This is a genomic window from Dokdonella sp. GW821-FHT11D02, from assembly GCF_058808595.1.
This window is the reverse complement of sequence record NZ_CM179520.1, coordinates 1,753,759-1,778,618: the sequence shown is the minus strand read 5'-3', so window position 1 is coordinate 1,778,618 and position 24,860 is coordinate 1,753,759. Positions and strand designations below refer to the sequence as shown.

The following is a 24,860-nucleotide window of genomic DNA, read 5'->3' as shown; positions in this document are numbered from 1 at the left end:
GGCCGACGCGCCCGCTCAATGCGGCGCGAGCGAGCGCAGCAGCAGATGCAGCAGCCCGATCGGCAGTCCCAGAAACAGCATGTTCAGCGCCAGCGACAGCCAGGTGCCAAGCACGATCACGGCGCCGAGCAAGGCGACCACCAGCGCGATCACCGGCAACAGAACTAGGCATAGCGCGAGCGGCAGGCGCCGCTCCACCCCCGGTGGGTCGACCGCTGCACCCATCGCGCGCAGACGCGCGATGCGCGCCGCCAACGACGGATACGGCGAAAACACGCGGAGGTTCGAAGCGGTCTGGGTTTCCAGGCAAAACAGATCACCCAGCGCCGGCAGCGACAGTGCGAGTTCGCTCGGCTGCGAGACGAGCTGCGCATACGCCTCGGCCAGAGCCTGCGGATCGCGCGTGAACTGCACCGCGGTCGCATCGGCGAGCAGGCGGCGCCGACGCCAGATCAGACTGTTCAATGGCGCGATGAGCAGCATCGTCGCTACCGGCACGATCAGAACACCGATCAGCAGCGATCCCATCAACGGCATCAGCAGCCAGTCGCGCCAGCCGGGCAAACCGCTCGAATCGGCCACCGCTCCCGACGTCACGGCGGACGCGTCGCCGAGCACGCCCTGCACCAGCGCAACCTCCTCGTCGCTGCGGCGGATTCGCAGCAGCGGCCGCAGCGCGGCGCGCGCCTTGACATCCAGCGGCGACTGCGCGAGCAGCGAAAGCAGACCGATCATCAGGCTCAGGCGCAGCAATCGTTCCGCCAGCAGACCGTCGCCGTTACCGAGCGCAGCGATCGCTTGACCGATCAGCGCTTGCGTCTGCGCACGATCGAGCCGGTCGAGCACGCCGCGCGTGACGATCAGCGCTGCACGCTCGCCCGCACCGAACACGCCGAGGTTGCAAGCGGCATGGTCGGTCAGCCATAGCTGCGGCGCGGCGCAGCCCGCTGCAACCGCCATTTCCTCGACCAGATTGCGGAGCTGGATTTCTTCCAGATCGTCGCTGCGCGGCGCGCGCAGACCGAGCTTTCCGCTCAAGACATCGAGCCGCTGCGCCATCGCGATGCGGCCGAGGCGCCGCCATCCCAACAACAGCAACGCAAAGCCCGGCAGCGCCGCCAGCAGGACGAACAACGCGATCCGCACGATCGGCAGCTGCGCGCGGGAATCGTCGATTGCATCGAGCATTCGGCCGACGGCGCGCAGCGGATCGGGCATCGGCCAAACGAGATTGAGCTGATCGGCGAGCAGGCCGAATACGGCGAAGGCGAGCGGCGCCAACAGCAAGCTGATCACCAGTGCGAGCGCGAACACGACCAAGGCCATCACCGCCGACCAGCGCCACGCGGCTGCGCGATGACGCGCCTGCGCGGCGAAGAACGATTCGCGTTCCTTCTGCGCGGCTGCGTTGCCGGCGCCGTTCATGCGTTCGTCGCGGCCGTGCCGTTCGTCGGTGATCGTGTTGCGCGCAGGGTTTCGCGCGCTATGTCGACGAAGGCACGCAGCTTCGGCGACAGCGAAGCACGCTGCGGGTAGTACAGAAACAAGCCCGGCTCCTCGATCGCCGAAGCCGGCAGCAGGCGGCGCAGCCGGCCGGCGGCGATCTCCTTGCGCACCAAGGGCTCGAACAGATAGGCGATGCCGACGCCGGCGAGGGCGAGGTCTTTCGCATAGTTCGCATCGGTGACTATGGCGCTGCCGCTGACTTCGAGCGCGACGTCCGCGCCGGCTTCGTCGCGCAGTTCCCACGCGTACAGGCCGCCGCCGGCGAGCAGGCGATAGCCGATGCAGTTGTGGGCGGACAGCTCGGCCAAGCTGCGCGGCTCGCCGCGCGCGGCCAGATAGTCCGGCGCCGCCACCAGCACCGCCTCGAGCGGCGCACACAGACGTATTGCGACCATGTCCTGCGCGATCATCGCGCCGAGCCGGATGCCGGCGTCGTAGCCGGCAGCGACGATGTCGACCAATCCGTCGTCGGCGGTCACCTCGACCACCAGCTGCGGATGCCGGCGCGCCAGCTCGGCCAACAGCGGCGTCAGCACCAGCGACTGCGCGAGCCGCGGCGCGTTCAAGCGCAGCGTGCCGACGACTTCGCCGCGCGCCGCGCGCAGCCGTTCGATCGCCTCGCCGAGATCTGCGAGCGCCGGTCGCGCCGCGGCGACCAGCGCAGCCCCCGCTTCGGTCAGCGCCACACTGCGCGTGGTGCGCGCGAACAGCGGCAGGCCGAGGCGATCTTCGACCAGACGCACGGCGTGACTGACCGCGGAGGGGCTCATGCCGAGTTCGGAGGCCGCCGCCGCGAAGCCGCCACGGCGCGCGACCGCGAGTACGACCGGCAGATGGATCAGCACGTCGCGCTGCATTGATGAATGGTATCGAATAGTACTTTTCAATTACACCATATTCTGCATTTATAAAAACAAGAAGACACTCTCCCCATCGCCGCCGAGCGGCTTTAGCGGAGCTTCCCATGACCCTTTCGACTCGCCCTACCTGGTTCATCACCGGCGCTTCCAGCGGCCTCGGCCGCGCCTTCGCCGAGCACGCGCTGGCGCAGGGCTACAACCTGGTCGCCAGCGCACGCTCGACCGAGCGCTTGGCCGACCTCGTTGCGCGCGCGCCCGAGCGGGTGCTCGCGCTGGCGCTCGACGTAACGCGCGAAGCCGACGCCGAAGCGGCCGCGGCGGCGGCCCTCGCGCGCTTCGGCCGCGTCGACGTGCTGCTCAACAACGCCGGCTACGCAATCCTAGGCGCGGTCGAGGAAACCCCGACGGCGGAACTGCGCGCGCAGATGGAAACCAATTTCTTCGGCGCCGTGGCGGTCACGCGCGCGCTGCTGCCTGCACTGCGCGCGCAGCGCAGTGGCGCGGTGGTGAACATCTCGAGCATGGGCGGACAGATGTCCTTCGCCGGCTACGGTGCGTACTCGGCGTCGAAGTTCGCGCTCGAAGGCTTGTCCGAAGCGCTCGCGCTGGAAATGGCGCCGTTCGGGGTCAAGGTCATGATCGTCGAGCCCGGCGCGTTTCGCACCGAGCTGGTCGGCGCGGCGTTGCGCGCGATGCCGGAGAATCCGGCCTATGCGCAGACCGTCGGCGCCACGCGCGCGTTCACGCGCGAGATGCACCAGACCCAGGCCGGCGACCCGATGAAGGCGGCTGCGGCGATCGAGCGTGCGCTTGCTTCCGAGCACACGCCGCTGCGGCTCCAGCTCGGCTCGGACGCGGTCGATGCGATCCGTGCGCACGCGCAGGCGCTGCTCGCCGATCTCGCGAGCTGGGAAGCACTGGCGGCGGACACGCGCCTCGATGCGGCCTGAGTCCGGCCCGATCGGAAACGAAAAAAGCGGGCCGAGGCCCGCTTTTTTCTTGGCTTTCCGATTCAGCGCAGACTGCGCTGCGATCAGGTCGCCGGCGTTTCTTCTTCGAGCGCCTTCATCGACAGGCGGATGCGGCCCTGCTTGTCGACTTCGAGCACCTTGACCTTGACGATGTCGCCTTCCTTGAGCTTGTCGGAGACCTTCTCGACGCGCTCGTTGGAAATCTGCGAAACGTGCACGAGGCCGTCCTTGCCCGGCAGGATCGTCACGAACGCGCCGAAGTCCATCAGCTTGGCGACCTTGCCCTCGTAGATGCGGCCCGGCTCGACGTCGGAAACGATCTGCTCGATGCGCTTCTTGGCGGCGTCGCCGGCTTCACGATTGACCGAGGCGATGACCACGGTGCCGTCGTCGCTGATGTCGATCGTGGCGCCGGTCTCTTCGGTGATCGAACGGATCGTGGTGCCGCCCTTGCCGATGACTTCGCGGATCTTGTCCGGATGGATCTTCATCGTGATCAGGCGCGGCGCGTACTCGCTCATCTCGGTGCGCGAGGCGCTGATGACCTTGCCCATCTCGCCGAGGATGTGCAGACGGCCCTGCTTGGCCTGCGCCAGCGCGACCTTCATGATCTCCTCGGTGATGCCGTCGATCTTGATGTCCATCTGCAGCGCGCTGATGCCTTCGGCGCTACCGGCCACCTTGAAGTCCATGTCGCCGAGGTGATCCTCGTCGCCGAGGATGTCCGACAGCACGACGAACTGCTCGCCTTCCTTGACCAGGCCCATCGCGATACCGGCGACCGGTGCCTTCAGCGGCACGCCGGCGTCCATCATCGCGAGCGAGGAACCGCACACCGAAGCCATCGACGAGGAGCCGTTCGACTCGGTGATCTCCGAGACCACGCGCAGCACGTACGGGAACGCTTCCATGCTCGGCTTGACCGCCTGCACGCCGCGCTTGGCGAGGCGGCCGTGGCCGATCTCGCGGCGCTTGGGCGCGCCGAAGCGGCCGGCTTCACCGACCGAGAACGGCGGGAAGTTGTAATGGAACAGGAACGGATCCTTCGACTCGCCTTCCGGTGCGTCGATGATCTGCGCGTCGCGCGCGGTGCCGAGCGTGACCACCACCAGCGCCTGCGTCTCGCCGCGCGTGAACAGCGCCGAGCCGTGCGTGCGCGGCAGCACGCCGACGCGCACCGCGATCGGGCGGATGTCGGCCAGCTGGCGGCCGTCGATGCGCACCTTGGTGCCGAGCACCGAATCGCGCATCGTGCGGTATTCGAGTTCGCCGAATTCCTTGCTCAGCTCCGCTCCGGCCCAGCCTTCCGCTTCCACACGGCCGGCGAGAGTGCTGAGTACGTCCTGCTTGATCGCGGCGATCGCGTCACGACGCTGCAGCTTGTCGCGGATCTGGAAAGCCTGCGCGAGCTGGGTGCCGACGGCGTCCTTCAACGCGCCGATCAGGCCCTGGTTCTTGGCCGGTGCGGTCCATGCGGACGGCTTGGTGCCGGCTTCGACGGTCAGCTCGTTGATCGCATTGATCACGACCTGCATCGCCTTGTGACCGAACACGACCGCGCCGAGCATGACTTCTTCGCTGAGCAGCTTGGCTTCGGACTCGACCATCAGCACCGCGTTCGAGGTACCGGCGACGACGAGGTCGAGATCGGAGGTCTTCAGTTCGGTCGCGGTCGGGTTGAGGACGTACTCACCGTTGACGTAACCGACGCGCGCGGCGCCGATCGGACCCTGGAACGGAATGCCGGCCAGCGACAGCGCGGCCGAGGCGCCGATCATCGCCGGCACGTCGCCGTCGACTTCCGGGTTGAGCGAGACGACCTGCGCGATGACCTGCACTTCGTTCTTGTAGTCTTCCGGGAACAGCGGACGCACCGGGCGATCGATCAGGCGCGAGGTCAGCGTTTCCTTCTCGGTCGGGCGACCTTCGCGCTTGAAGAAGCCGCCGGGAATGCGGCCGGCCGAATAGAACTTCTCGACGTAGTCGACGGTGAGCGGGAAGAAGTCCTGCCCTTCGCGCGCTTTCGAAGCGGCCACCGCGGTGACCAGCACCACGGTGCCGTCGACGCTGACGAGAACCGCGCCGGATGCCTGACGCGCGATTTCGCCCGTCTCGAGCGTGACCGTGTGCTTACCGTATTGGAACGACTTGGTTATTTTGGCCACGATTGCTTGTCCTGAGTTTGCGCACGAACGCCGTCGAAGAGGCGTTCGCGCTTCATATGAAAAGTGCGGCCAGGAGTGGCCACTCTAGACTTCATCCTGCGTACGACACGACCGTCCGTGAAGCGCTCCATCGAGCCGCGTTCACGGACGAACGCGCCACTTAGCGACGCAGGCCCAGGCGTTCGATCAACGACTTGTAGCGATCACCGTCTTTGTTCTTCAGATAACCGAGCAGACGGCGGCGCTGGTTGACCATCTTGAGCAGGCCGCGACGCGAGTGATGATCCTTGTCGTGATCGGCGAAATGCTTGCTCAGGTGTTCGATGCGCGCCGACAGCAGCGCGACCTGAACTTCCGGCGAGCCGGTGTCGTTGGTGCCGCGACCGTAGTCGGCGATGATCTTGGAGGTTTGTTCGTTGGACAGAGACATCTGCGTGAATCCTTGAGAATGCGGAAGCGAGACTTGCGAATGCCCACGAGGATCGCGGCGCCCGCTGCGTGCGGGGGCACATCGGGCAGGTCGCCCGTAGATTGGCGTGGTCGTTCGCAAGCCCCGCAGGGGTTGGTCGGACGGATGTTCGGAAGGGAACGGGGTATTTTAGCTGCCGGAGCGGTGTCGGAACAAGCAGTTAACCTTTCATGACAGCGCCGGCGGCGGGTTGAAGCCGCGCAGCGGGCGCAGGTTGCCGCCGGTGGCCTCGGCCAGGGCGATCGCCCGGCCGGCGTCATCCAGCGCGACGCAGCGCCCCGGCGCGCCGGCCCATTCGATCGCCTGTCCTTGACGCAGCCGGGCTGCCTGGTCTGCCCCCAAATGCGCCTGCGGATAGCCGGCCAGGCCCTCTTCGAGCGGCAGCAGCAGTCGATCCAGCGCGGTCGGATCGGCCTCGGCCAGGCGGTTCAGCGCGTCCAGCGTGTGCATCTGCGGCGCAAGGAACGGCTCGACCCAAAGCCGCCGCAGCACGGTCACGTGCGCGCCGCAGCCGAGCCGCTCGCCGAGATCGCGCACCAGGCTGCGCACATAAGTGCCCGAGCCGCATTCGACCAAGAGGCGCAGACGATCGTCGCGGCGTTCGAGCAAGTCGAAACGCTGCACCTCGACCTCGCGCGGCGCGGCGGTGACCTCTTCGCCGCGACGCGCGCGCTTGTACAACGGCTCGCCGCCTTGTTTGAGAGCGGAATAAATCGGCGGCACCTGGACGATGCGGCCGCTCAGCGCGGACAGCGCAGCACGAATAGTGTCATCGTCCAGCGCAGGTACGTCGCGCCGCTCGACCACCTCGCCGTCGGCATCGTCGGTGGTGGTGGTGAAGCCGAGGCGCGCCTCGGTTTCGTAGGCCTTGCGCGAACCGAGCAGGAGGCCGGCGATCTTGGTCGCCTCGCCGAAGCACAACGGCAACAGGCCGGTCGCGAGCGGATCGAGGCTGCCGGTATGCCCGCCCTTGTCGGCGCCGAGCAGCCGGCGCACCTTCTGCAGAGCGGCGTTGGAGCTCAAGCCTTGAGGCTTGTCCAACAGCAGGATACCGCTCAGAGGCCGGAACTTGGTCTTGGGGATGTGTGATTTGGAAAAGCGCATGGCGTGGAGGGGCGCGCTAGCGAAACCTTCGTGCCGCCGCCGCACCTGCGCGGCCCAGAGAACGGATTGCTGCGTACTGGCTGTGGCTCAGGACTTCTTCTTCAGCCCCAAATCACTGATCTCCGCGCCCGGCTCGCCGCGCAGCAGGGATTCGATGCGATCGCCCTTGTCGACCGAATCGTCGTAGCGGAAACGCAGCTCCGGCACGCGCCGCAATGTCATCGAACGCGACAATTCGCGGCGGAATTCCTTCGCCAGCTCGTTCAGCGCAGCGGTCGCCTTTGGGCCTTCGTCGCCGATCAAGGTCGTGACGTAGATCGTCGCGACGTCGAGGTCCTTGGTGACCTCGACGTCGGACACGCTGACCGACGGCAAACCGTGCTCGCGCGCGGCGGCGTGCACCATCACGGCCAGCTCGCGCCGGAGTTCGGCGGAGACGCGATCGGAGCGATTGAACGACTTGGCCGGCACTTACAGCGTCCTGGCCACTTCGATGCGCTCGAAGCACTCGATCTGATCGCCCGGCTTGACGTCGTTGTACTGCTTGACGCCGATGCCGCACTCGGTGCCGTTGCGCACTTCGTCGACGTTCTCCTTGAAGCGGCGCAGCGATTCCAGTTCGCCTTGGAAGATCACCGTATTGTCGCGCAGCACGCGAATCGGCTTGTGCCGCTTGACCGTGCCTTCGATGACCATACAACCGGCGATCGCGCCGAACTTCGAGGAACGGAACACGTCGCGTACCTGCGCCACGCCGATGATCTCTTCGCGCACTTCGGTGCCGAGCAGGCCGGTCGCGACCTGCTTCACCTGGTCGATCACGTCATAGATGATCGAGAAGTAGCGCAGGTCCAGACCGTTCGACTCGATGATGCGTCGCGCCGAAGCGTCCGCACGCACGTTGAAGCCGATGATCGTCGCCTTCGAGGTGACCGCGGAGTTGGCGTCCGATTCGGTGATGCCGCCGACGCCGGAGACGATCACGTTGACGCGGATCTTGTCGGTCGTGATCGCGGTCAGTGCTTCGCGCAGCGCTTCGGCCGAGCCCTGCACGTCGGCCTTGACGACCAGGTTCAAGGTCAGCTGGCCGCTGCCCTCGCCCATCTGCGCCATCAAGTCTTCCATGCGGTTGCCGGCCTGCTTGACCAGGCGTGATTCGCGCCGCTTGTGCTGACGCTGCAGGGCGACTTCCTTGGCCAGGCGTTCGTCGGCCACGACGACGAAATCGTCGCCGGCCTGCGGCACGCCGGAAAGACCGAGGATCTGCACCGGAATCGAGGGGCCGGCGGATTCGACCTGACGGCCGGTCTCGTCGAACAGCGCGCGCACGCGGCCGTACTCGACGCCGCAGACGACGAAATCGCCCTTCTTCAGAAGACCCTGTTGCACCAGCACGGTCACCACCGGACCTCGACCGCGGTCGAGGCTGGATTCGATCACCGCGCCGCTGGCGCGGCCGTCCGGCACGGCACGGAGGTCCATCACCTCGGCCTGCACCGTGATCGCGTCGAGCAGATGATCGACGCCGTCGCCGGTCTTAGCCGACACCGGCACGAACTGCACGTCGCCGCCCCACTCTTCCGGCACGACCTCGTGCTGTACGAGTCCTTGCTTGACCGTGTCCGGATTCGCTTCCGGCTTGTCCATCTTGTTCATCGCGACGATCAGCGGCACTTTCGCTGCGCGCGCATGCTGGATCGCTTCGATCGTCTGCGGCATCACGCCGTCGTCGGCCGCGACCACCAGCACGACGATGTCGGTCGACTGCGCACCACGTGCGCGCATCGACGAGAACGCGGCGTGGCCGGGCGTGTCGAGGAAGGTGATGACGCCCTTGGGCGTCTCCACGTGATACGCGCCGATGTGCTGGGTGATACCACCAGCCTCGCCGGCGGCGACCTTGGCGCGACGGATGTAGTCGAGCAACGAGGTCTTGCCGTGGTCGACGTGGCCCATGATGGTGACCACCGGCGGACGCACGGATCTATTGCCCTCATCGCCGGCCTGCTGCGCGAGCATGGTCGTTTCGGCGCTGGTGTCTTCGGCGGCCGTGACCTTGTGGCCGAGTTCCTCGGCGACCAGCACCGCGGTATCGTGATCGATCGCTTGGTTGATCGTGACCATTACTCCCATTTTGAACAGCGCCTTGACGACGTCGGCGCCCTTGACCGCCAGCTTGGCGGCGAGATCGGCAACGGTGATCGACTCACCGACCGCAATTTCACGCACGACCGGAGCGGTCGGCCTGGAGAACGCATGTGCCGGACCCGAACGCGCCGGCTCCGCTGCACGCGTCTTCGGCCGCTTGCGACCGCCGCGCCGCGCCGCGCCCTCTTGCGAGAGATGCAGTTCGTTGCCGAAGTAACGACCGCTGTCGTCGCCGTCGTCGCGCATGCGATGCGAGCCGTGCGGCTTGTTGGTTTTGTGGCGATGTCCGGCGCCGTCCTGCGCCGCAGGCACGCCTTCGCGCGGTTCACGCGCGCGCTCCGCCGGGCGCGGCGCGGCCGTCGCCGGGCGCTCGCCTTCGCGTGGCGCGGCGGTGGCCGGCGTCGCTGCCGTTGCCGGCGCGGTCGACGGCGCAGCTTCTGCGGCGGCGGGCGCCGTGCTCGGCTTGGCTTCTTCCTCGAGCCGGCGTTTCTCCTGCTCGGCTGCGCTGCGACGAGCGTCATCGGCGGCGCGCAGCTTGGCGTCTTCTTCCTGGCGACGACGCTCGGCTTCGACGCGCACCTGCTCTTCGGCTTCGCGCTTCTGCTGCGATTCGCCGAGCTTGCGGATCGCGTCTTCGCGCTCCGGATCGATCTGCGCCTGCGATTCTTCTTCGACCACGCTGCGCTTGACGTAGGTGCGCTTCTGCCGCACCTCGACGTTGACCGTCTTGGCGCTCGCGCCGCGCTGGCCCGGCACCACGGTGATTTCGCTGACCGTGCGTCGCTTCAAGGTGATCTGACGCGGTGCCGAACTCGCTTCGACCGGCGTTTCTTCCTTCTTGCCGTGCGTGCGGCGCAGAAAGCCGAGCAGCTTCACCTTCTCGGTGCTGCTGATGACCTGATCCGGGTCGGAAAACTTCATGCCCGCCTCGCCCAGCTGCATGAGCAGCTTGTCGATCGGCGTGCCGAGAACCTTGGCCAGTTGCTTGATGGTGACGTCCGACATCGATTGGTTACTCCGTGGCCCGTGCGATTTGTTGCAAACCCACCGCTTCGCACGAGCGGCCGTTCCTGCTCCGACTACCGGCGGCGTCGCAAGCTTAAGCGACGTCCCGCACCTGCGCCTGGCGAAGGCGACAACCGCTTATGAAACCGCCTCTCGCGCGGCCATGATCAGGGCCGCTGCGTGTTCTTCGTCGATACCGTCGAGACCCAGCTCCATGAACTCGTCGGTGGCCAGATCGCTGAGATTCTCGCGCGTGACGATGCCGTGCGAGGCGAGCTCGAACGCGAGGCTCTCCTCCATGCCCTCGACCGAGAGCAGATCGTCCGCCGGCTTGTGTTCCTCGATGCCTTCCTCGACCGCGAGCGCATCGGTGAGCAGCGCATCGCGCGCACGCGCACGCAGCTCCTCGACGATATCTTCGTCGAAGCCCTCGATGCCGAGCAGTTCGGCGGTCGGCACGTAGGCGATTTCCTCGACCGTGGAGAAGCCTTCCTGCACCAGGATCTGCGCGATCTCCTCGTCCACCTCGAGCTTGCTGGTGAACAGCTGGCGCGCGGACTCCTGTTCCGCCTCGCTCTTCTGACGCACCTGGTCGGCGGTCATCACGTTGAGCTGCCAGCCGCTCAGCTTGCTGGCCAGGCGCACGTTCTGGCCGCCGCGCCCGATCGCCTGGGACAGCTTGTCCTCGGCGACCGCGATGTCCATCGAGTGCTTTTCTTCGTCGACGATGATCGACTGCACTTCGGCCGGCGCCATCGCATTGATCACGAACTGCGCCGGGGCCTCGTTCCACAGCACGATGTCGATGCGCTCGCCGTTCAACTCGTTCGACACCGCCTGCACGCGCGAACCGCGCATGCCGATGCAGGCGCCGATCGGATCGGTGCGGTGGTCGTGCGCGATCACGGCGATCTTGGCGCGATCGCCCGGGTCGCGCGCGCAGGCCTTGATCTCTACCAGGCCCTGACCGACTTCCGGCACTTCCAGCTTGAACAGCTCCATCATCAGTTCCGGTGCCGTGCGCGAAACGAACAGCTGCGGGCCGCGCGGCTCCGACTTCACTTCGTACAGATAACCACGCAGACGGTCGCCTGCGCGCACCGCTTCGCGCGGAATCGCGCGGTCACGCGGCACGTAAGCTTCGGCGTTGCCGCCCAGATCGAGGAATACGGCGCCGCGCTCGACGCGCTTGACGATGCCGGTGATCAACTCGCCGATGCGATCCTTGTACGCGTCCACCACCTGCGCGCGCTCGGCCTCGCGCACGCGCTGCACGATGACCTGCTTGGCCGCCTGCGCCGAAATGCGGCCGAAATCCGGATTCTCGATCTGCTGCTCGACGAAGCCGCCGACGTCGACGCCGGGCGCCTCGTCTTCCGCATCCATCAGGCGAATCATGCGATCGGGCGATTCCATCACGATGTCGTCGGGCACCACTTCCCAGCGGCGGAAGGTTTCGTATTCGCCGCTGTCGCGGTCGATCGTCACGCGCACGGCGACGTCTTCTTCCGCATAGCGCTTCTTCGCGGCGGACGCGAGCGCGGCCTCCATCGCATCGAAGATCACGCCCTTCGGCACGCCCTTCTCATTGGCGACGGCATCAACGACCAGCAACAGTTCTTTGCTCATTCCCGACTCCTTCGCGCCCGCGGCATGCGGACGGAATGGTTCTGACCTCGCCCGCTCGCCGCGCCGACCGCGCGAGATGCGGGAATTCTCGACAGCTTTCAACTCTTCTTGCGTGCGGCCGGCTTGACGGCCTTCTTGCCGCCCTCACGCGGCGCCGGCGCGAGGCCGAGCGCGACGTAGTCGGGCACCAAATGCGCTTTCGCCACGTTCGCATGCGCGATCGAAACCGGCGTGCCGTCCTGCTCGAGCACCACCCGATCGCCCTCGACCGCCAGAATCCGCCCCTGAAAACGGCGACGGCCGTCCAGCGGCAGATTCACGTTGATCTTGACCGGCTCGCCGACGAAACGTTCGAAGTGCGCCAGCGTGAACAGCGGTCGCTCCAGGCCCGGCGAAGACACTTCCAGGGTGTAGCGGCCGGCGACCACGTCGTTGACGTCGAGCAGCGCGGAAATCTCGCGGCTCGCACGCTCGCAGTCGTCGATGGTGATGCCGCGCTCCGGCTCGTCGATGTAGACGCGCAAGAGGCTGCCTCCCGTTCCCGGGCTGAACTCGATGCCGATCAGTTCCAGACCGAGGTCGGCAATCGTCGGCGCCAGCAGTTCGTTCAGTTCGACGTTCAAAGGGCTCGCCTGTGCGATCGTCCTCGATCGCGAAAATCTAAAGAGCGTCCATCCTTGGCCGCTGGTATCGAAAAGCGCGGAAAACACAAACAAAAAATGGGCACGAGGCCCATTCCGTAGTTCGCCGTTGTGTCGTATCCAACATCGGCGAGCTGCCCGAAAGCAGCCGGCGCAATCCTTGCGCCTAAATGCAGCCTTTGCGAGCGTTCCTGCTCGCGAAAATCCAGCGCGGCGATCCTGCCGCACTTTTCACGATCCAAAAAAAGGCCGCATAGAGCGGCCTTTTCCCTTAGACCTCGGTGGTAGCGGGGGTAGGATTTGAACCTACGACCTTCGGGTTATGAGCCCGACGAGCTGCCAGACTGCTCCACCCCGCACCGAGCCGCGAAGTATAGCGACGTCCGTTAACGATGTCACTAGATTTTGCTGATCGCCGCGCGAATGCCGCTTCAATTCGCGGTGATCGCTCGTGCCAGGGCGTCGACGGCGCGCGCACGACCGTCGTCGAACTGCGCATCGGTGGCCGTCGCATCGGGGTAGACCTCCCAGTCGATATCCGGGGAGACGCCGCGAACTTCATGGTCGACACCGGCCGCGTCACGAGAGATGGCGACGGAGGTGGTCAAAATCCAGCCGTTCGGCAGGCCTTTGACGAAATCCCCGGTAAAGGCGCCTTGGGTCGGCTGCCCGATGAGCATGGCCTGAGGCAGGCTGCGCATGGCCAGCGTGAGCCATTCGCCGGCGCTGGTGGTCGCCTCTACCGAGCTACGAGCAGCGAGATGCTCATGGCGGCGGCCACACGGTGCATAGTCGCAAGGGTTTGCGCAGGCGAGCGATGCGCCGCGCCGCCCGCTTCACCGGAAAACAAAATACGCCGGCCTTGCGCGGCTGCGCCCGATGGAGTCTCTCGGCGGCTTGCGATCGTTACCGCGCCGCCGCGCGCGATCTCGGCGCGGCATCCCACTCAGCGGCAAAGCTTAGCGAACGACCGCGAACGCCCGGCTGCACCATTCCAGCAGCGGGCTCCATGCGAAGCCGAGCACGAGCAAGGCCAGACCATTCAGCGACAGGCTCCAGCGGAACGCGAGGTCCGGCGGCAGCGCCAGCGGCGTGTGATCGACCGGCTCGTCGAAATACATGACCTTGACCACGCGCAGGTAGTAGTAGAGGCCGATGATGGCGAACACGATCGCGACGATCGCCAGCCACAGCTGGCCGGCATCGATGGCCGCCTTCAGCACCATCAGCTTGGCGAAGAAGCCGAACAGCGGCGGTACGCCGGCGAGCGAGAACATCGTGATCGCCATGATGCCGGCGTACCACGGGTTGCGCTGGTTCAAGCCCTTGAAGTCGTCGATTTCCTCCGCCTCGAAGCCGGCGCGCGCGAGCAGAAGGATCATGCCGAACGCGACGGCGGCCATCAGCGCATAGCTGATCGCATAGAACATCGCCGCCGCGTAGCCGGCCGTACTGCCGTTGACGAAGCCGAGCAGGAGGAAGCCGACGTGCGAAATCGTCGAGTAGGCCAGCATGCGCTTCAGATTGCTCTGCGCGATCGCGAACAGGTTGCCGACTGCGAGCGACAGCACCGCTAGCACCGCCAGCATCAGGGTCCATTGGCCGTGCAGCCCGCCCATTGCGCCGTCGAGCAGACGGTAGGTCATACCGAAAGCGGCGAGCTTGGGTGCCGAGCCGATGAACACCGTCACCGCGGTGGGCGCGCCTTGGTAGACGTCCGGCAACCACATGTGGAACGGCGCCGCACCGAGCTTGAACGCGATGCCGACCACCAGGAACACCAGACCGAACGCAAGCAGGGTGCGGTGCGGGCTGTTGGCGGAGAAATCAGCCACGGCGTGGATCTTCGCGAGATCCAAGGTGCCGGTGGCGCCGTAGATCATCGACATGCCGTACAGGAGCAGACCCGAGGCCAGCGCGCCGAGCACGAAGTACTTGATCGCCGCTTCCGAGGACACCGCCGAATCGCGATTCAAGGCGACCAGCGCGTACGAACTTAAGGTCAACAGTTCCAGGCCGAGGTAGACCGTGACCAGACTGCCGGCCGAAACCAGCAACATCATGCCGAGCGTGGCGAACAAGAGCAGCAGATAGAACTCGCCGATGAACAGCTTGCGGTCGCGCAGATAGCTGCGGCCGTACAAGAAGACCAGACCGGTCATCAGCAGCACGAACAGCTTCAACACGCCGGCGACGCCGTCGCTGACGAACATGCCGTTGAAGGCGAACACGCTCTGCCCCGGCGCCGGGGTGCCGCAGCAGACGAAACCGGCGGTGACCAGCAACGCCAGCAGCGACAGCCAATGGGTGATGTCGCGCTGCGCGGCCTTCAGGAACAGGTCGATCAAGAGAATCGCGCAGGTCGCGCCGAGCAGGACCAGCTCCGGCCGCAAGGTCGCGAGATCGGCGGGGTTGAATGAGATCATCGCGGGCGACCTATGCCTTGGCCATCGTCAAAGCTTTCACGATCTCGAGCACGGCCGGCTCCATCAGATCGGTCAGCGGTTTGGGGTAGACGCCGAGCGCGAGCACGGCGACGGCGAACGCGCCGAGCACGATCCATTCGCGTGCGTCGAGGTCCTTCATCTTGGCGACCTTGTCGTTGCCGACTTCGCCGAAGATCACGCGCTTGACCAGCCAGAGGGTGTAGGCAGCGCCGATGATCAAGGTGAACGCGGCCAGCAACGCGATCAGTGGGCTGTCTTGGAATGCGGCCAGGATCACCATGAATTCGCCGACGAAGCCGCTGGTTCCGGGCAGGCCGCAATTGGCCATCGCGAAAAACACCATGAAGGCGGCGAACCACGGCATCACGTTGGCGACGCCGCCGTAATCTTTGATCATGCGCGTGTGCAGACGGTCGTACATGACGCCGATGCACGAGAACATCGCGCCCGAAACGAAACCGTGCGAAATCATCTGCACCATCGCGCCCTGGATCGCCAGACGCGCGCCGACCGGGTTGTGGTGTTCGCGCACCAAGGCCAGCGCGATGAACAGGCCGAGCGTGACGAAGCCCATGTGCGCGATCGAGGAATACGCGATCAGCTTCTTCATGTCCTCCTGCACCAGCGCGACGTAGCCGATGTAGAGGATCGCGATCAGCGACATCGCGATGACGACCCAGGCGTATTCCTGCGACGCATCCGGTGTGATCGGCAGCGAGAAGCGCAAGAAACCGTAGCCGCCGACCTTCAGCATGATCGCGGCCAGGATCACCGAACCACCGGTCGGCGCTTCGACGTGCGCATCCGGCAGCCACGTGTGCACCGGCCACATCGGCACCTTGATCGCGAACGCGATCAGGAAGGCGAAGAACAGCCAGGCTTGCTCTTTGGTGCCGAGCCCGGCACCGGCGAACGCCTCGAGCGAGAACTGCCCGGTCTTCATGTGCAGGTAGATCAGCCCGACCAGCATGAAGATCGAGCCGAGGAAGGTGTAGATGAAGAACTTCAGCGTGGCGTAGACGCGCCGCGGGCCGCCCCAGATGCCGATGATGATGAACATCGGAATCAGCATGCCTTCGAAGAACACGTAGAACAGCAGCGCGTCGGTGGCGGCGAACACACCGATCAAGAGGCCCTCGAGCGCAAGCATCGCCGCCATGTACTGCGACACGCGCTTGTCGATAGGCCCCCACGAGCCGAGGATCACCAGCACGCTGGTGAAGGTGGTCAGGACGATCAGCGCGACCGAGATGCCGTCGACGCCGAGCGCGTAGTTGACCTTCAGCGCCGGAATCCACGCCATGCTCTCGACGAACTGCATCAAGGGTCCGCTCGGCTGGTAGCCGCTCCAGAGCGGAATCGACAGCGCGAACGTCGCCAGCGCGACCAGCAGCGACAGCCAGCGTGCGGTGTTGGCCTGGCGGCCGAACGCGAGCACGGCGACGGCGCCGAGGATCGGCAGCCAGATCAGGAGACTCAAAAGATGCGAAGCCATGTCCTATGCAATCCCCTGTCGATCAAGGCGCGGCTTGCGCAATCCACCAGACGCCACCGAGCAGCGCGATCAATCCGAGGATCATCGCGAATGCGTAGTGGTAGAGATAACCCGACTGCAAGCGGCGCACGGTCGCTGCTAGGCGATCGACGGCTGCGGCCGAACCGTTGACGACGACGCCGTCGATGACGCCGACGTCGCCGCCCTTCCACAGACCGCGGCCGAGCGCGAGGCCGCCGCGCGCGAACACCGTCTGATACAGCTCGTCGACCCAGTACTTGTTCGCGAGCACGTTGTAGAGCGGACGCAGCGCGTTCTTCGCCTTGTCGGCGATGCCGGGGTTGAGCAGCCAGATGTAGGTGGCGACCGCGAAGCCCGCTAGCGCCGGCCAGAATGGCGACGTCAAGCCGAAGCTGTGCAGCACCATAGCCCATGCACCGTGGAACTCGTGACCAAGTTCCTTCAGTACATCGTTGTGTTCGGCGACACGGATGGCAGCACCAAACCAACCGTCGTAGAGCATCGGCCCGACCGTGAACCAGCCGATCACGACTGACGGAATCGCCAGCAGCACGAGCGGCAAGGTGATGACCCACGGCGATTCGTGCGGCGCGTGCGCCAGATGGCCGGGCTCGTGGTGGTCATGCGCCGCGTGGTCGTCATGGCCGTGGCCGTGATGATCGTCGACGACGAAACGTTCCTTGCCGTGGAAGGTCATGTAGAGCAGACGGAAGCTGTATAGCGCGGTCACGAAGACGCCCACATACACGCAGAAGTAGGCCCAATCGGCACCCCAGCGATGCGATTCGCCGACCGCCTCGATGATCGCGTCCTTGGAGAAGAAGCCGGCGAAGCCCGGCGCGCCGGCCAGCGCCAGCGACCCCAGCCACATCGTGATCCAGGTGATCGGCATGTACTTGCGCAGGCCGCCCATGTAGCGCATGTCCTGCTCGTGATGCATCGCGACGATGACCGAGCCTGCGCCGAGGAACAGCAGCGCCTTGAAGAACGCGTGCGTCATCAAGTGATAGACGCCGCCGGCGTAGGCCGACACGCCGAGCGCGACGGTCATGTAGCCGAGCTGGGACAGAGTCGAATAGGCGACCACGCGCTTGATGTCGTTCTGCACGATACCGATCAATCCGGTGAACAGCGCCGTGGTCGCGCCGATCACCAGCACGAACGAGAGCGCCGTTTCGCTGAGCTCGAACAAGGGCGACATGCGCGCGACCATGAAGATGCCGGCGGTCACCATCGTCGCCGCGTGGATCAAGGCGGAAATCGGCGTCGGGCCTTCCATCGAATCGGGTAGCCACACGTGCAGCGGCACCTGCGCCGACTTGCCCATCGCGCCGATGAACAGGCAGATGCAGACGATGGTCGCGACCGACCATGGATGGCCGGCAAAAATCTCGACCGTCTTCGTCGTGACCGGCCCGCCGAGCGTGTTCTGGAACACGTGCGCGTAGTCGAGCGAGCCGAACCACAGCAGCACGCCGGCGATGCCGAGCAGGAAGCCGAAGTCGCCGACGCGATTGACCAGGAACGCCTTCATGTTGGCGAAGATCGCGCTCGGCCGTTTGAACCAGAAGCCGATCAAAAGATAAGAGACCAGACCGACCGCTTCCCAGCCGAAGAACAGCTGCAGGAAGTTGTTGCTCATCACCAGCATCAGCATCGAGAAGGTGAACAGCGCGATGTAGCTGAAGAAGCGTTGGAAGCCGTCGTCTTCGGCCATGTAGCCGATCGTGTAGATGTGCACCATCAGCGAGACGAAGGTGACCACCACCATCATCATCGCGGTGAGGCGGTCGATCAGGAAACCGACGTTGGCGCTGAGGCGGCCGACTTCGAACCAGGTGTAGAGGTTCTGGTTGAACACCGGCGCGCCGCCCCAGACCAGCTGGTAGAGCACGTAGAAGGACAGTGCGCAGGACAGCGCGACGCCTGCGATCGTGATCGCGGCGGCGCCGGCGCGGCCGACCTGGCGGCGGAACAGGCCGGCGACCACGGCGCCGAACAAGGGCGCCAGCACGATCGTCAGCAGCAGGGTCTTCGACAGAGGCATCGGCTCAACCCTTCAGACTATCGATTTCGGTGACGTTGATCGTCGCGCGGTTGCGGAACAGCACGACCAGGATGGCGAGACCGATCGCGGCCTCGGCCGCGGCGACGGTCAGGATGAAGAACACGAACACCTGTCCGGACGGATCGCCGAGGTAGCGCGAGAACGCGACGAAGTTCGTGTTCACCGCGAGCAGCATCAGCTCGATCGCCATCAACAATACGATGACGTTCTTGCGGTTGATGAAGATGCCGGCGACCGCGACGCAGAACAGGATCGCGCCGAGCGTCAGGTAATGCGACAACGGGATCATGGCGCTGGAGTCTCCTGGTTCGCGGCGGCCGGTTTCTCCGCGGCCATCTTGACCACGCGGATGCGATCGCGCGCCTCGACGCGGACCTGACGCGCGGGATTCTGCGTCTTGATGCCGACGCGATGACGCAAGGTCAGCGGGATCGCCGCGATGATGCCGACGGTGAGGATCAATGCGGCGACTTCGAACGGCAGCAAGAACTGACTGAACAACGCGGTCGCGAGCCAAGCCGTGTTCGACAAGCCGGCGGCGGCGGCCGGATCGACTGGCGCCTGCAGGTTCATCGCACGCACGCCGATCAGACCGAGCATTTCGACCAGCATGACCACCGCAACCAAGAGGCCGAACGGCAGCGCGCGCGTGAAGCCTTCGCGCAGCGGGTCGAGATCGAGGTCGAGCATCATCACCACGAACAGGAACAGCACCATCACCGCGCCGACGTAGACCAGCACCAAGGCGATGGCGAGGAACTCGGCATCGGCCAGGAGCCAGATGCAAGCGGTCGAGAAGAAGGTCAGCACCAGACTCAGCGCCGCATGCACCGGACTCTTCAGCGTGACCACGGCCAGCGCGGCGGCGACGGTGACCGCGGCGAAGGCGTAGAAGCAGATCAGTTGGAAGCTCATGCAGCCATTCCTCTATTCCCCTTCTCCCGCGTGCGGGAGAGCGCCGGGGTGAGGGCAGATCGTGCGACCGCGTCGCACGCATTTCCCTCAGCCGGCCCTGCGGGCCATCCGCTCCCGCAAGCGGGAGAAGAAAAGACAACATCCGCGCATCTGCTCATCGGTACGCCGCATCCTGCGCGCGCGCCGCGGCGATGTCGTTCTCGAAACGGTCGCCGATCGCGAGCAGCTTCTGCTTGGTCACGATGTTCTCGCCGCGCTGCTCGAAGTGGTACTCGTGGATGGACGTTTCGACGATCGAATCGACCGGGCAGCTCTCTTCGCAGAAACCGCAGTAGATGCACTTGAACAAGTCGATGTCGTAACGCGTGGTGCGGCGCGTGCCGTCCTCGCGCGGGGCCGAGTCGATCGTGATCGCCAGCGCGGGGCACACCGCCTCGCACAGCTTGCACGCGATGCAGCGCTCTTCGCCGTTCGGATAACGACGCAGCGCATGCAGGCCGCGGAAGCGGTTCGATTTGGGGATGTGCTCCATCGGATAGCGCACCGTGTACTTCGGGCGCCACAGATATTTGAACGTGAGCCAGAGGCCGGAGAACAACTCCAGCAGCAGCAGGCTCTTGAGATAGGAAGTCACTTGATTCATTGGTCTGCCTTAGGCGCCCGTCGTGACCCAGCCGAAATACTTCATGCAGCCGGCCACGAACACCCACACGATCGTGATCGGAATGAAGACCTTCCAGCCGAGCCGCATGATCTGGTCGTAGCGATAGCGCGGAAAGCTCGCGCGGAACCAGATGAACGCGGTCGCGCACAGGAACGCCTTGATCGCCAGCCACCACCAGCCCGGCGCGCCGATGAAGCCCCACGACACGGGAAATAGCGACAGCCAGCCGCCGAGGAACAGGATCGGCGCCAGGAACGACACCAGGATCATGTTCGCGTATTCGGTCAGGAAGAACACCGCGAACGGTGCGCCCGAATATTCCACGTGGAAGCCGGCGACGATTTCCGATTCGCCTTCGGCGACGTCGAACGGCGCGCGATTCGTTTCGGCCACGCCGGAGACGAAGTAGATCACCGCCATCGGCAACAGCGGCACGACGAACCAGTCGAGGAAGCCTTTCGCGCCGGCCTGTGCATTGACGATCTCAGACAAGTTCAGGCTGCCGGCGAGCACCAGCACGCTGACCAGCGAAAAGCCCATCGCGATTTCGTAGGAGATCGTCTGCGCTGCTGCGCGCATCGCGCCGAGCATGGCGTAGCGCGAGTTGGAAGCCCAACCGGCGAGGATGATGCCGTACACGCCCATCGAGGTCATCGCGAGCAGGAACAACAGCCCCGCATTCGCATCGGACCAGGCCTTGTGCGGGCCGATCGGCACCACCGCCCACGCCGCGAACGCCGGAATCAGCGCCCACAGCGGCGCCAGCAGGAACAATTTCTTGTTCGCGTTGGCCGGGTAGATGACTTCCTTCAGCAGCAGCTTGAACACGTCGGCGAAGGTCTGTGCCAGACCGAACGGGCCGACCTTGTTCGGTCCCATGCGCACGTGCATCCAGCCGATCACCTTGCGCTCCCACCACACGTACAACGCGACCGCGATGATCAGCGGCAGCAGCGGGAACAGGAACAACCCGATCGCCATCGACAGCGTCGGGAAGGTGGTGACGAACCCGGTGTAGAGATCGATGATCCAGCTCATGTCGTCGTCACGCCTTGACCAAGTCGAGAGTGGCGCCGTACGGCGGCAGGCCGGCACTGGCGGCGTGGCCGGCTTCGATCCAGACCGCACCGCGCGGCACGCGCGTGGAGATCTCGACCGGCAGCACCACCGAGCCCGACACCTTGGCGTTCGCGCCAGCACCGAGGCCGAGCGCGAGCGCGTCTTCGGGATGCAGCACCACCGCCGCCGCGCGCGAAAGCGGATGCGCCTGCAGCGCAGGTGAGCGGCGCAGCACCGCATCGGCGCGGTAGATCGCGGTGGTGGTGACGCGTTCGAGACGTCCGGCCGCCGGCTGCTTGCGCGCGGCAGGAGCGTTGACCGCAGGCGGCGCGGCAGCGCTCATCTGCGCGCGCACTTCCTCGATTTCGGTGAAACCGAAACCGTCGAGCGAGAGCGCCGAACCGAGCGCGCGCAACACCTTCCAGCCCGGCCGCGCTTCGCCCGGGAGCTTAGTCGCCGCGGCGACGACTTGCGTCTGGCCGTCGAGATTGGTGTAGCTGCCGTCGATCTCCGGCGGCAGGCCGATCGGCAGTACCGCATGCGCGCTGCGGCGAACTCCGCTGCAGGCATAGGCGCCGAGGTAGACATAGAAATCGGCGCTGCTGCGCACCTGGTCGAACAGGGCCGGCAGCGCCGTGTCTTGCGAGCCGGCGTGATAGACGACCAGCTGCTTGGGACCCTTGGTCAACATCGCAGCGGCGTCGCGGCCGCCCGACTGCGGCTGCGCACCGGCGCGTGCGAGGCCGAGCGCATTCGCGCCGGACGGGATCTCGTTGTAGGCGGAATCGGTGGCCTTGGCCAGGAAACGCGCCGCTGCACGCAACCAGGCCGCGTTCGGATGCTGCGCTGCGCTCTCGCCGAAAATCACCACCGAGGCGCTCGCTTCAGTGAGCTGCTTGATCCAGGCCGCCGCGGTCGCGCCGGCGTCGAGCCCGGTGATCGCCTGCGCCAGCGCCGACGACTCGGGCAGATGGCCGAGGTCGTTGGCCGCCTTCGCCAGCGCGAGCGCAGCGTCGACCAGTGCCGACGGCGTCGCGATGGTCTTGGCGGCCAGCTCGAAGTTGAAATCGAAATCGACCGGATTGAGCGCGTACACCTTCGCTCCGCCGCGCACCGCCTTGCGGATGCGCTGGCTCAGCAGCGGCACTTCGTGGCGCGGATTGCAGCCGATCAGAAGAATCGTCTTCGCCTTCTCGATCTCGGCGACCGCGCGCTCGAACGGCTGCGCGAACGGAGAGTCGGAGAAATCCGACAGGCGCAGGCGATGGTCGATGTTGTCGCTGCCGAGACCACGCAGCAACTTGCCGAGCAGATGTCCCTCTTCGCTCGAGGTCAGCGGCGCGACCAGCGCGCCGAGGTCGCCGCGCGCGGTGCGCAGATGGTCGGCGACGAAGGCCAGCGCTTCGGCCCAGCTGGTTTCGACCAGTTCGCCGTTCTTGCGGATCATCGGCTTGGTCGCGCGGTCTTCCGCGCGCAGCGCATCGTTGGAGTAGCGGTCGCGATCCGACAGCCAGCACTCGTTGATCGCTTCGTTGTCGCGCGGCACCGCGCGCAAGGCTTCGCCGCGGCGCGTGTGCAGCCACAGGTTCGAGCCGAGCGCATCGTGGTAGCCGATCGACTCGCGCGCGATCAGTTCCCACGCGCGCGCCTTGAAGCGGAACGGCTTGTTGGTCAGCGCGCCGACCGGGCAGACGTCGATGACGTTGCCCGATAGTTCGCTCATCAGCGGCTTGCCGACGTAAGTGCCGATTTGCAGGCGCTCACCGCGCTCCATGCCGCCCAGCTCGTAGGTGCCGGCGACGTCGGCCATCACGCGCACGCAACGTGTGCACTGGATGCAACGGGTCATCTCGGTTTCGACCAGCGGGCCGAGATCCTCGTCCGGAATCGTGCGCTTGCGCTCGACGAAACGGCTGACCGAACGGCCGTAGCCGACCGACAAATCCTGCAATTCACACTCGCCGCCCTGATCGCAGATCGGGCAATCGAGCGGATGGTTGATCAGCAAAAATTCCATCACGTTGCGCTGCGCCGACAGCGCGCGCTGCGATTGGGTCTGGATCTTCATGCCGTCGGCGACCGGCGTCGCGCAAGCCGGTTGCGGCTTGGGCATCGGCTTGCCGCCCATCTCGACCTCGACCATGCACATGCGGCAGTTCGCGGCGATCGGCAGTTTTTCGTGGTAGCAGAAGCGCGGGATCGCGATACCGGCCTTGTCCGCCGCCGCGATGATCATCGAGTTCTTCGGCACCACCAGCGAGCGGCCGTCGATCTCGACCGTGACATGATCCGGCGGCACGCCGGGCGCTGCGGGTTGCGCGCTCATGCGGCCACTCCCAGCTGGCCGTCCACGATCGAGCGGCCGTTCTTGATGAAGTATTCGAACTCGTGCCAGTAGTGGCGCAGGAAGCCCTGCACCGGCCACGCCGCCGCTTCGCCGAACGCGCAGATGGTGTGGCCTTCGATCTGTCCGGCCGCGGCCTTCAGCGTGTCGAGGTCGCCGAGCTCGGCCTTGCCTTCGACGATGCGCGTCAGCATGCGGTACATCCAGCCGGTGCCTTCGCGGCACGGCGTGCATTGACCGCAGCTTTCCTTGAAGTAGAACTGGCTGATGCGGCGGCACGCGCGCACCATGCAGGTGGTCTCGTCCATCACGATGACCGCGCCCGAACCGAGGCCGGAACCGGCCTTCTGGATCGCGTCGTAGTCCATCGTCAATTCCATCATCGTTTCCGCCGGCAGCACCGGCATCGACGAACCGCCTGGAATCACCGCCTTCAGCTTGTGCCCGTTGCGCACGCCGCCGGCCATCGCGAGCAAATCCTTGAACGATGTGCCGAGGCGGACTTCGAAGTTGCCCGGGTTGTTGACGTGACCGGACACCGAGAAAATTTTCGGGCCGCCGTTGTTGGGCTTGCCTTGGTTCAAGAACCACTCGGCGCCCTTGTTCAGGATCGTCGGCACCGAAGCGTAGGTTTCGGTGTTGTTGATCGTGGTCGGGCGGCCGTACAAACCGAAGTTGGCCGGGAACGGCGGCTTGAAGCGCGGCTGGCCCTTCTTGCCTTCGAGCGATTCCATCAGCGCAGTTTCTTCGCCGCAGATGTAGGCGCCGGCGCCGAGCGCGTTGTGGATGTCGACGTCGATGCCGCTGCCTTGGATGTTCTTGCCGAGCAGGCCGGCTTCGTAGGCTTCCTTCAGCGCCAGCTCGATGTGCTCGAACGGCTCGTGATGGAATTCGCCGCGCAGGTAGTTGTAGGCGACGGTCGAACCGGTCGAATAGCAGGCGATCGCGAGGCCCTCGAGCACCGCGTGCGGGTTGAAGCGCAGGATGTCGCGATCCTTGCAGGTACCCGGCTCCGATTCGTCCGAGTTGCACAGAATGTACTTCTGGCCGGGCGCGGTGCGCGGCATGAACGACCACTTCAGCCCGGTCGGAAAGCCGGCGCCGCCGCGTCCGCGCAGACCGCTCTTCTTGACCTCGTCCACGATCGTGGCCGGGTCGGGCTTCTCGGCGAGGATCTTCTTCCACGCCTTCCAGCCGTCGACCTTCAGATAGTTTTCCAGCGTCCACGGCCGCTCGTAGTGCAGCGTCGTGTAGACGACTTGGTGTTCCTGTGGTGCTGCGCCGTATGCCATCGTGTCGCTCTCAAATCACGGTCGACGTCATTCCCGCAGAAACGGGAATCCATCTTG

General features: G+C 65.5%; 20 protein-coding genes and 1 tRNA gene. 1 reads left to right on the top strand and 20 read right to left on the bottom strand.

What is annotated here, in order from left to right; translation table 11 throughout:
* Nucleotides 1–15: 15 nt before the first annotated feature.
* Entirely contained in the window at nucleotides 16–1,425 is a 1,410-nt protein-coding gene (locus AC3QL3_RS07460) for a M48 family metalloprotease (RefSeq protein ID WP_492897746.1), read from the bottom strand.
* Nucleotides 1,422–2,363, bottom strand: coding sequence for a LysR family transcriptional regulator (locus AC3QL3_RS07455; protein ID WP_492897745.1), 942 nt, complete (start codon nucleotides 2,361–2,363; stop codon nucleotides 1,422–1,424). The genes AC3QL3_RS07460 and AC3QL3_RS07455 overlap by 4 nt, the downstream gene beginning before the upstream one ends.
* A 107-nt stretch (nucleotides 2,364–2,470) precedes the next feature.
* On the opposite strand from AC3QL3_RS07455, the gene AC3QL3_RS07450 reads away from it, so the two are divergent.
* Nucleotides 2,471–3,316, top strand: coding sequence for an oxidoreductase (locus AC3QL3_RS07450; protein WP_492897744.1), 846 nt, complete (start codon nucleotides 2,471–2,473; stop codon nucleotides 3,314–3,316).
* An 83-nt stretch (nucleotides 3,317–3,399) separates the two neighbouring features.
* On the opposite strand, the gene pnp is transcribed toward AC3QL3_RS07450, so the two are convergent.
* From pnp to nuoF, 18 genes are all read right to left on the bottom strand, one after another.
* On the bottom strand, nucleotides 3,400–5,502 hold the full coding sequence (gene pnp / locus AC3QL3_RS07445) for a polyribonucleotide nucleotidyltransferase (RefSeq protein WP_492897743.1): 2,103 nt from the start codon (nucleotides 5,500–5,502) through the stop codon (nucleotides 3,400–3,402).
* Nucleotides 5,503–5,662: 160 nt separating this feature from the next.
* Nucleotides 5,663–5,932, bottom strand: coding sequence for a 30S ribosomal protein S15 (rpsO, locus tag AC3QL3_RS07440; protein WP_492897742.1), 270 nt, complete (start codon nucleotides 5,930–5,932; stop codon nucleotides 5,663–5,665).
* Nucleotides 5,933–6,139: 207 nt separating this feature from the next.
* Nucleotides 6,140–7,075, bottom strand: coding sequence for a tRNA pseudouridine(55) synthase TruB (truB, locus tag AC3QL3_RS07435; protein WP_492897741.1), 936 nt, complete (start codon nucleotides 7,073–7,075; stop codon nucleotides 6,140–6,142).
* A gap of 87 nt (nucleotides 7,076–7,162) precedes the next feature.
* Entirely contained in the window at nucleotides 7,163–7,546 is a 384-nt protein-coding gene (gene rbfA / locus AC3QL3_RS07430) for a 30S ribosome-binding factor RbfA (protein WP_492897740.1), read from the bottom strand.
* Nucleotides 7,547–10,228 (bottom strand): translation initiation factor IF-2, encoded by a 2,682-nt coding sequence (gene infB, locus AC3QL3_RS07425; RefSeq protein ID WP_492897739.1) that lies wholly within the window; start codon nucleotides 10,226–10,228, stop codon nucleotides 7,547–7,549.
* A gap of 138 nt (nucleotides 10,229–10,366) precedes the next feature.
* Nucleotides 10,367–11,857 (bottom strand): transcription termination factor NusA, encoded by a 1,491-nt coding sequence (gene nusA, locus AC3QL3_RS07420; RefSeq protein WP_492897738.1) that lies wholly within the window; start codon nucleotides 11,855–11,857, stop codon nucleotides 10,367–10,369.
* A gap of 98 nt (nucleotides 11,858–11,955) precedes the next feature.
* Complete coding sequence (gene rimP, locus AC3QL3_RS07415; RefSeq protein ID WP_492897737.1) at nucleotides 11,956–12,480, bottom strand: ribosome maturation factor RimP; 525 nt, start codon at nucleotides 12,478–12,480, stop codon at nucleotides 11,956–11,958.
* 300 nt (nucleotides 12,481–12,780) lie between these two features.
* Nucleotides 12,781–12,857, bottom strand: a tRNA-Met gene (locus AC3QL3_RS07410).
* A gap of 72 nt (nucleotides 12,858–12,929) precedes the next feature.
* Nucleotides 12,930–13,199: a hypothetical protein gene (locus tag AC3QL3_RS07405; RefSeq protein ID WP_492897736.1), complete on the bottom strand. Its 270-nt coding sequence runs from the start codon at nucleotides 13,197–13,199 to the stop codon at nucleotides 12,930–12,932.
* A gap of 258 nt (nucleotides 13,200–13,457) precedes the next feature.
* Complete coding sequence (gene nuoN, locus AC3QL3_RS07400; RefSeq protein WP_492897735.1) at nucleotides 13,458–14,924, bottom strand: NADH-quinone oxidoreductase subunit NuoN; 1,467 nt, start codon at nucleotides 14,922–14,924, stop codon at nucleotides 13,458–13,460.
* A gap of 10 nt (nucleotides 14,925–14,934) precedes the next feature.
* Nucleotides 14,935–16,440, bottom strand: coding sequence for an NADH-quinone oxidoreductase subunit M (locus AC3QL3_RS07395; RefSeq protein WP_492897734.1), 1,506 nt, complete (start codon nucleotides 16,438–16,440; stop codon nucleotides 14,935–14,937).
* A 22-nt stretch (nucleotides 16,441–16,462) separates the two neighbouring features.
* Nucleotides 16,463–18,508: an NADH-quinone oxidoreductase subunit L gene (gene nuoL, locus AC3QL3_RS07390; protein ID WP_492897733.1), complete on the bottom strand. Its 2,046-nt coding sequence runs from the start codon at nucleotides 18,506–18,508 to the stop codon at nucleotides 16,463–16,465.
* Between the two features lie 4 nt (nucleotides 18,509–18,512).
* Entirely contained in the window at nucleotides 18,513–18,818 is a 306-nt protein-coding gene (gene nuoK, locus AC3QL3_RS07385) for an NADH-quinone oxidoreductase subunit NuoK (protein ID WP_492897732.1), read from the bottom strand.
* Nucleotides 18,815–19,444 carry an NADH-quinone oxidoreductase subunit J gene (locus tag AC3QL3_RS07380; RefSeq protein ID WP_492897731.1) on the bottom strand — a complete coding sequence of 210 codons (630 nt, stop codon included), beginning with the start codon at nucleotides 19,442–19,444 and terminating at the stop codon, nucleotides 18,815–18,817. Before AC3QL3_RS07380 ends, nuoK begins: the two co-directional genes overlap by 4 nt.
* Before the next feature lie 154 nt (nucleotides 19,445–19,598).
* Entirely contained in the window at nucleotides 19,599–20,087 is a 489-nt protein-coding gene (gene nuoI, locus AC3QL3_RS07375; protein ID WP_492897730.1) for an NADH-quinone oxidoreductase subunit NuoI, read from the bottom strand.
* A gap of 9 nt (nucleotides 20,088–20,096) precedes the next feature.
* Nucleotides 20,097–21,146: an NADH-quinone oxidoreductase subunit NuoH gene (gene nuoH / locus AC3QL3_RS07370; protein WP_492897729.1), complete on the bottom strand. Its 1,050-nt coding sequence runs from the start codon at nucleotides 21,144–21,146 to the stop codon at nucleotides 20,097–20,099.
* Between the two features lie 7 nt (nucleotides 21,147–21,153).
* Nucleotides 21,154–23,493, bottom strand: a complete 2,340-nt coding sequence (gene nuoG / locus AC3QL3_RS07365; protein ID WP_492897728.1) for an NADH-quinone oxidoreductase subunit NuoG — start codon at nucleotides 23,491–23,493, stop codon at nucleotides 21,154–21,156.
* Entirely contained in the window at nucleotides 23,490–24,803 is a 1,314-nt protein-coding gene (gene nuoF, locus AC3QL3_RS07360; protein WP_492897727.1) for an NADH-quinone oxidoreductase subunit NuoF, read from the bottom strand. Before nuoF ends, nuoG begins: the two co-directional genes overlap by 4 nt.
* Between the last annotated feature and the right edge of the window lie 57 nt (nucleotides 24,804–24,860).

Excerpts from the sequence above, each read along its gene's own strand:
- AC3QL3_RS07450 (WP_492897744.1), top strand. The coding sequence starts at position 2,471 with ATGACCCTTTCGACTCGCCCTACCTGGTTCATCACCGGCGCTTCCAGC.
- nuoH (WP_492897729.1), bottom strand. The coding sequence starts at position 21,146 with ATGAGCTGGATCATCGATCTCTACACCGGGTTCGTCACCACCTTCCCG.
- AC3QL3_RS07455 (WP_492897745.1), bottom strand. The coding sequence starts at position 2,363 with ATGCAGCGCGACGTGCTGATCCATCTGCCGGTCGTACTCGCGGTCGCG.
- nuoL (WP_492897733.1), bottom strand. The coding sequence starts at position 18,508 with ATGCCTCTGTCGAAGACCCTGCTGCTGACGATCGTGCTGGCGCCCTTG.
- AC3QL3_RS07395 (WP_492897734.1), bottom strand. The coding sequence starts at position 16,440 with ATGGCTTCGCATCTTTTGAGTCTCCTGATCTGGCTGCCGATCCTCGGC.
- AC3QL3_RS07460 (WP_492897746.1), bottom strand. The coding sequence starts at position 1,425 with ATGAACGGCGCCGGCAACGCAGCCGCGCAGAAGGAACGCGAATCGTTC.
- nuoF (WP_492897727.1), bottom strand. The coding sequence starts at position 24,803 with ATGGCATACGGCGCAGCACCACAGGAACACCAAGTCGTCTACACGACG.
- infB (WP_492897739.1), bottom strand. The coding sequence starts at position 10,228 with ATGTCGGACGTCACCATCAAGCAACTGGCCAAGGTTCTCGGCACGCCG.
- nuoI (WP_492897730.1), bottom strand. The coding sequence starts at position 20,087 with ATGAATCAAGTGACTTCCTATCTCAAGAGCCTGCTGCTGCTGGAGTTG.
- nuoN (WP_492897735.1), bottom strand. The coding sequence starts at position 14,924 with ATGATCTCATTCAACCCCGCCGATCTCGCGACCTTGCGGCCGGAGCTG.
- AC3QL3_RS07380 (WP_492897731.1), bottom strand. The coding sequence starts at position 19,444 with ATGAGCTTCCAACTGATCTGCTTCTACGCCTTCGCCGCGGTCACCGTC.
- AC3QL3_RS07405 (WP_492897736.1), bottom strand. The coding sequence starts at position 13,199 with ATGCGCAGCCTGCCTCAGGCCATGCTCATCGGGCAGCCGACCCAAGGC.
- nuoK (WP_492897732.1), bottom strand. The coding sequence starts at position 18,818 with ATGATCCCGTTGTCGCATTACCTGACGCTCGGCGCGATCCTGTTCTGC.
- truB (WP_492897741.1), bottom strand. The coding sequence starts at position 7,075 with ATGCGCTTTTCCAAATCACACATCCCCAAGACCAAGTTCCGGCCTCTG.
- nusA (WP_492897738.1), bottom strand. The coding sequence starts at position 11,857 with ATGAGCAAAGAACTGTTGCTGGTCGTTGATGCCGTCGCCAATGAGAAG.
- nuoG (WP_492897728.1), bottom strand. The coding sequence starts at position 23,493 with ATGAGCGCGCAACCCGCAGCGCCCGGCGTGCCGCCGGATCATGTCACG.
- rpsO (WP_492897742.1), bottom strand. The coding sequence starts at position 5,932 with ATGTCTCTGTCCAACGAACAAACCTCCAAGATCATCGCCGACTACGGT.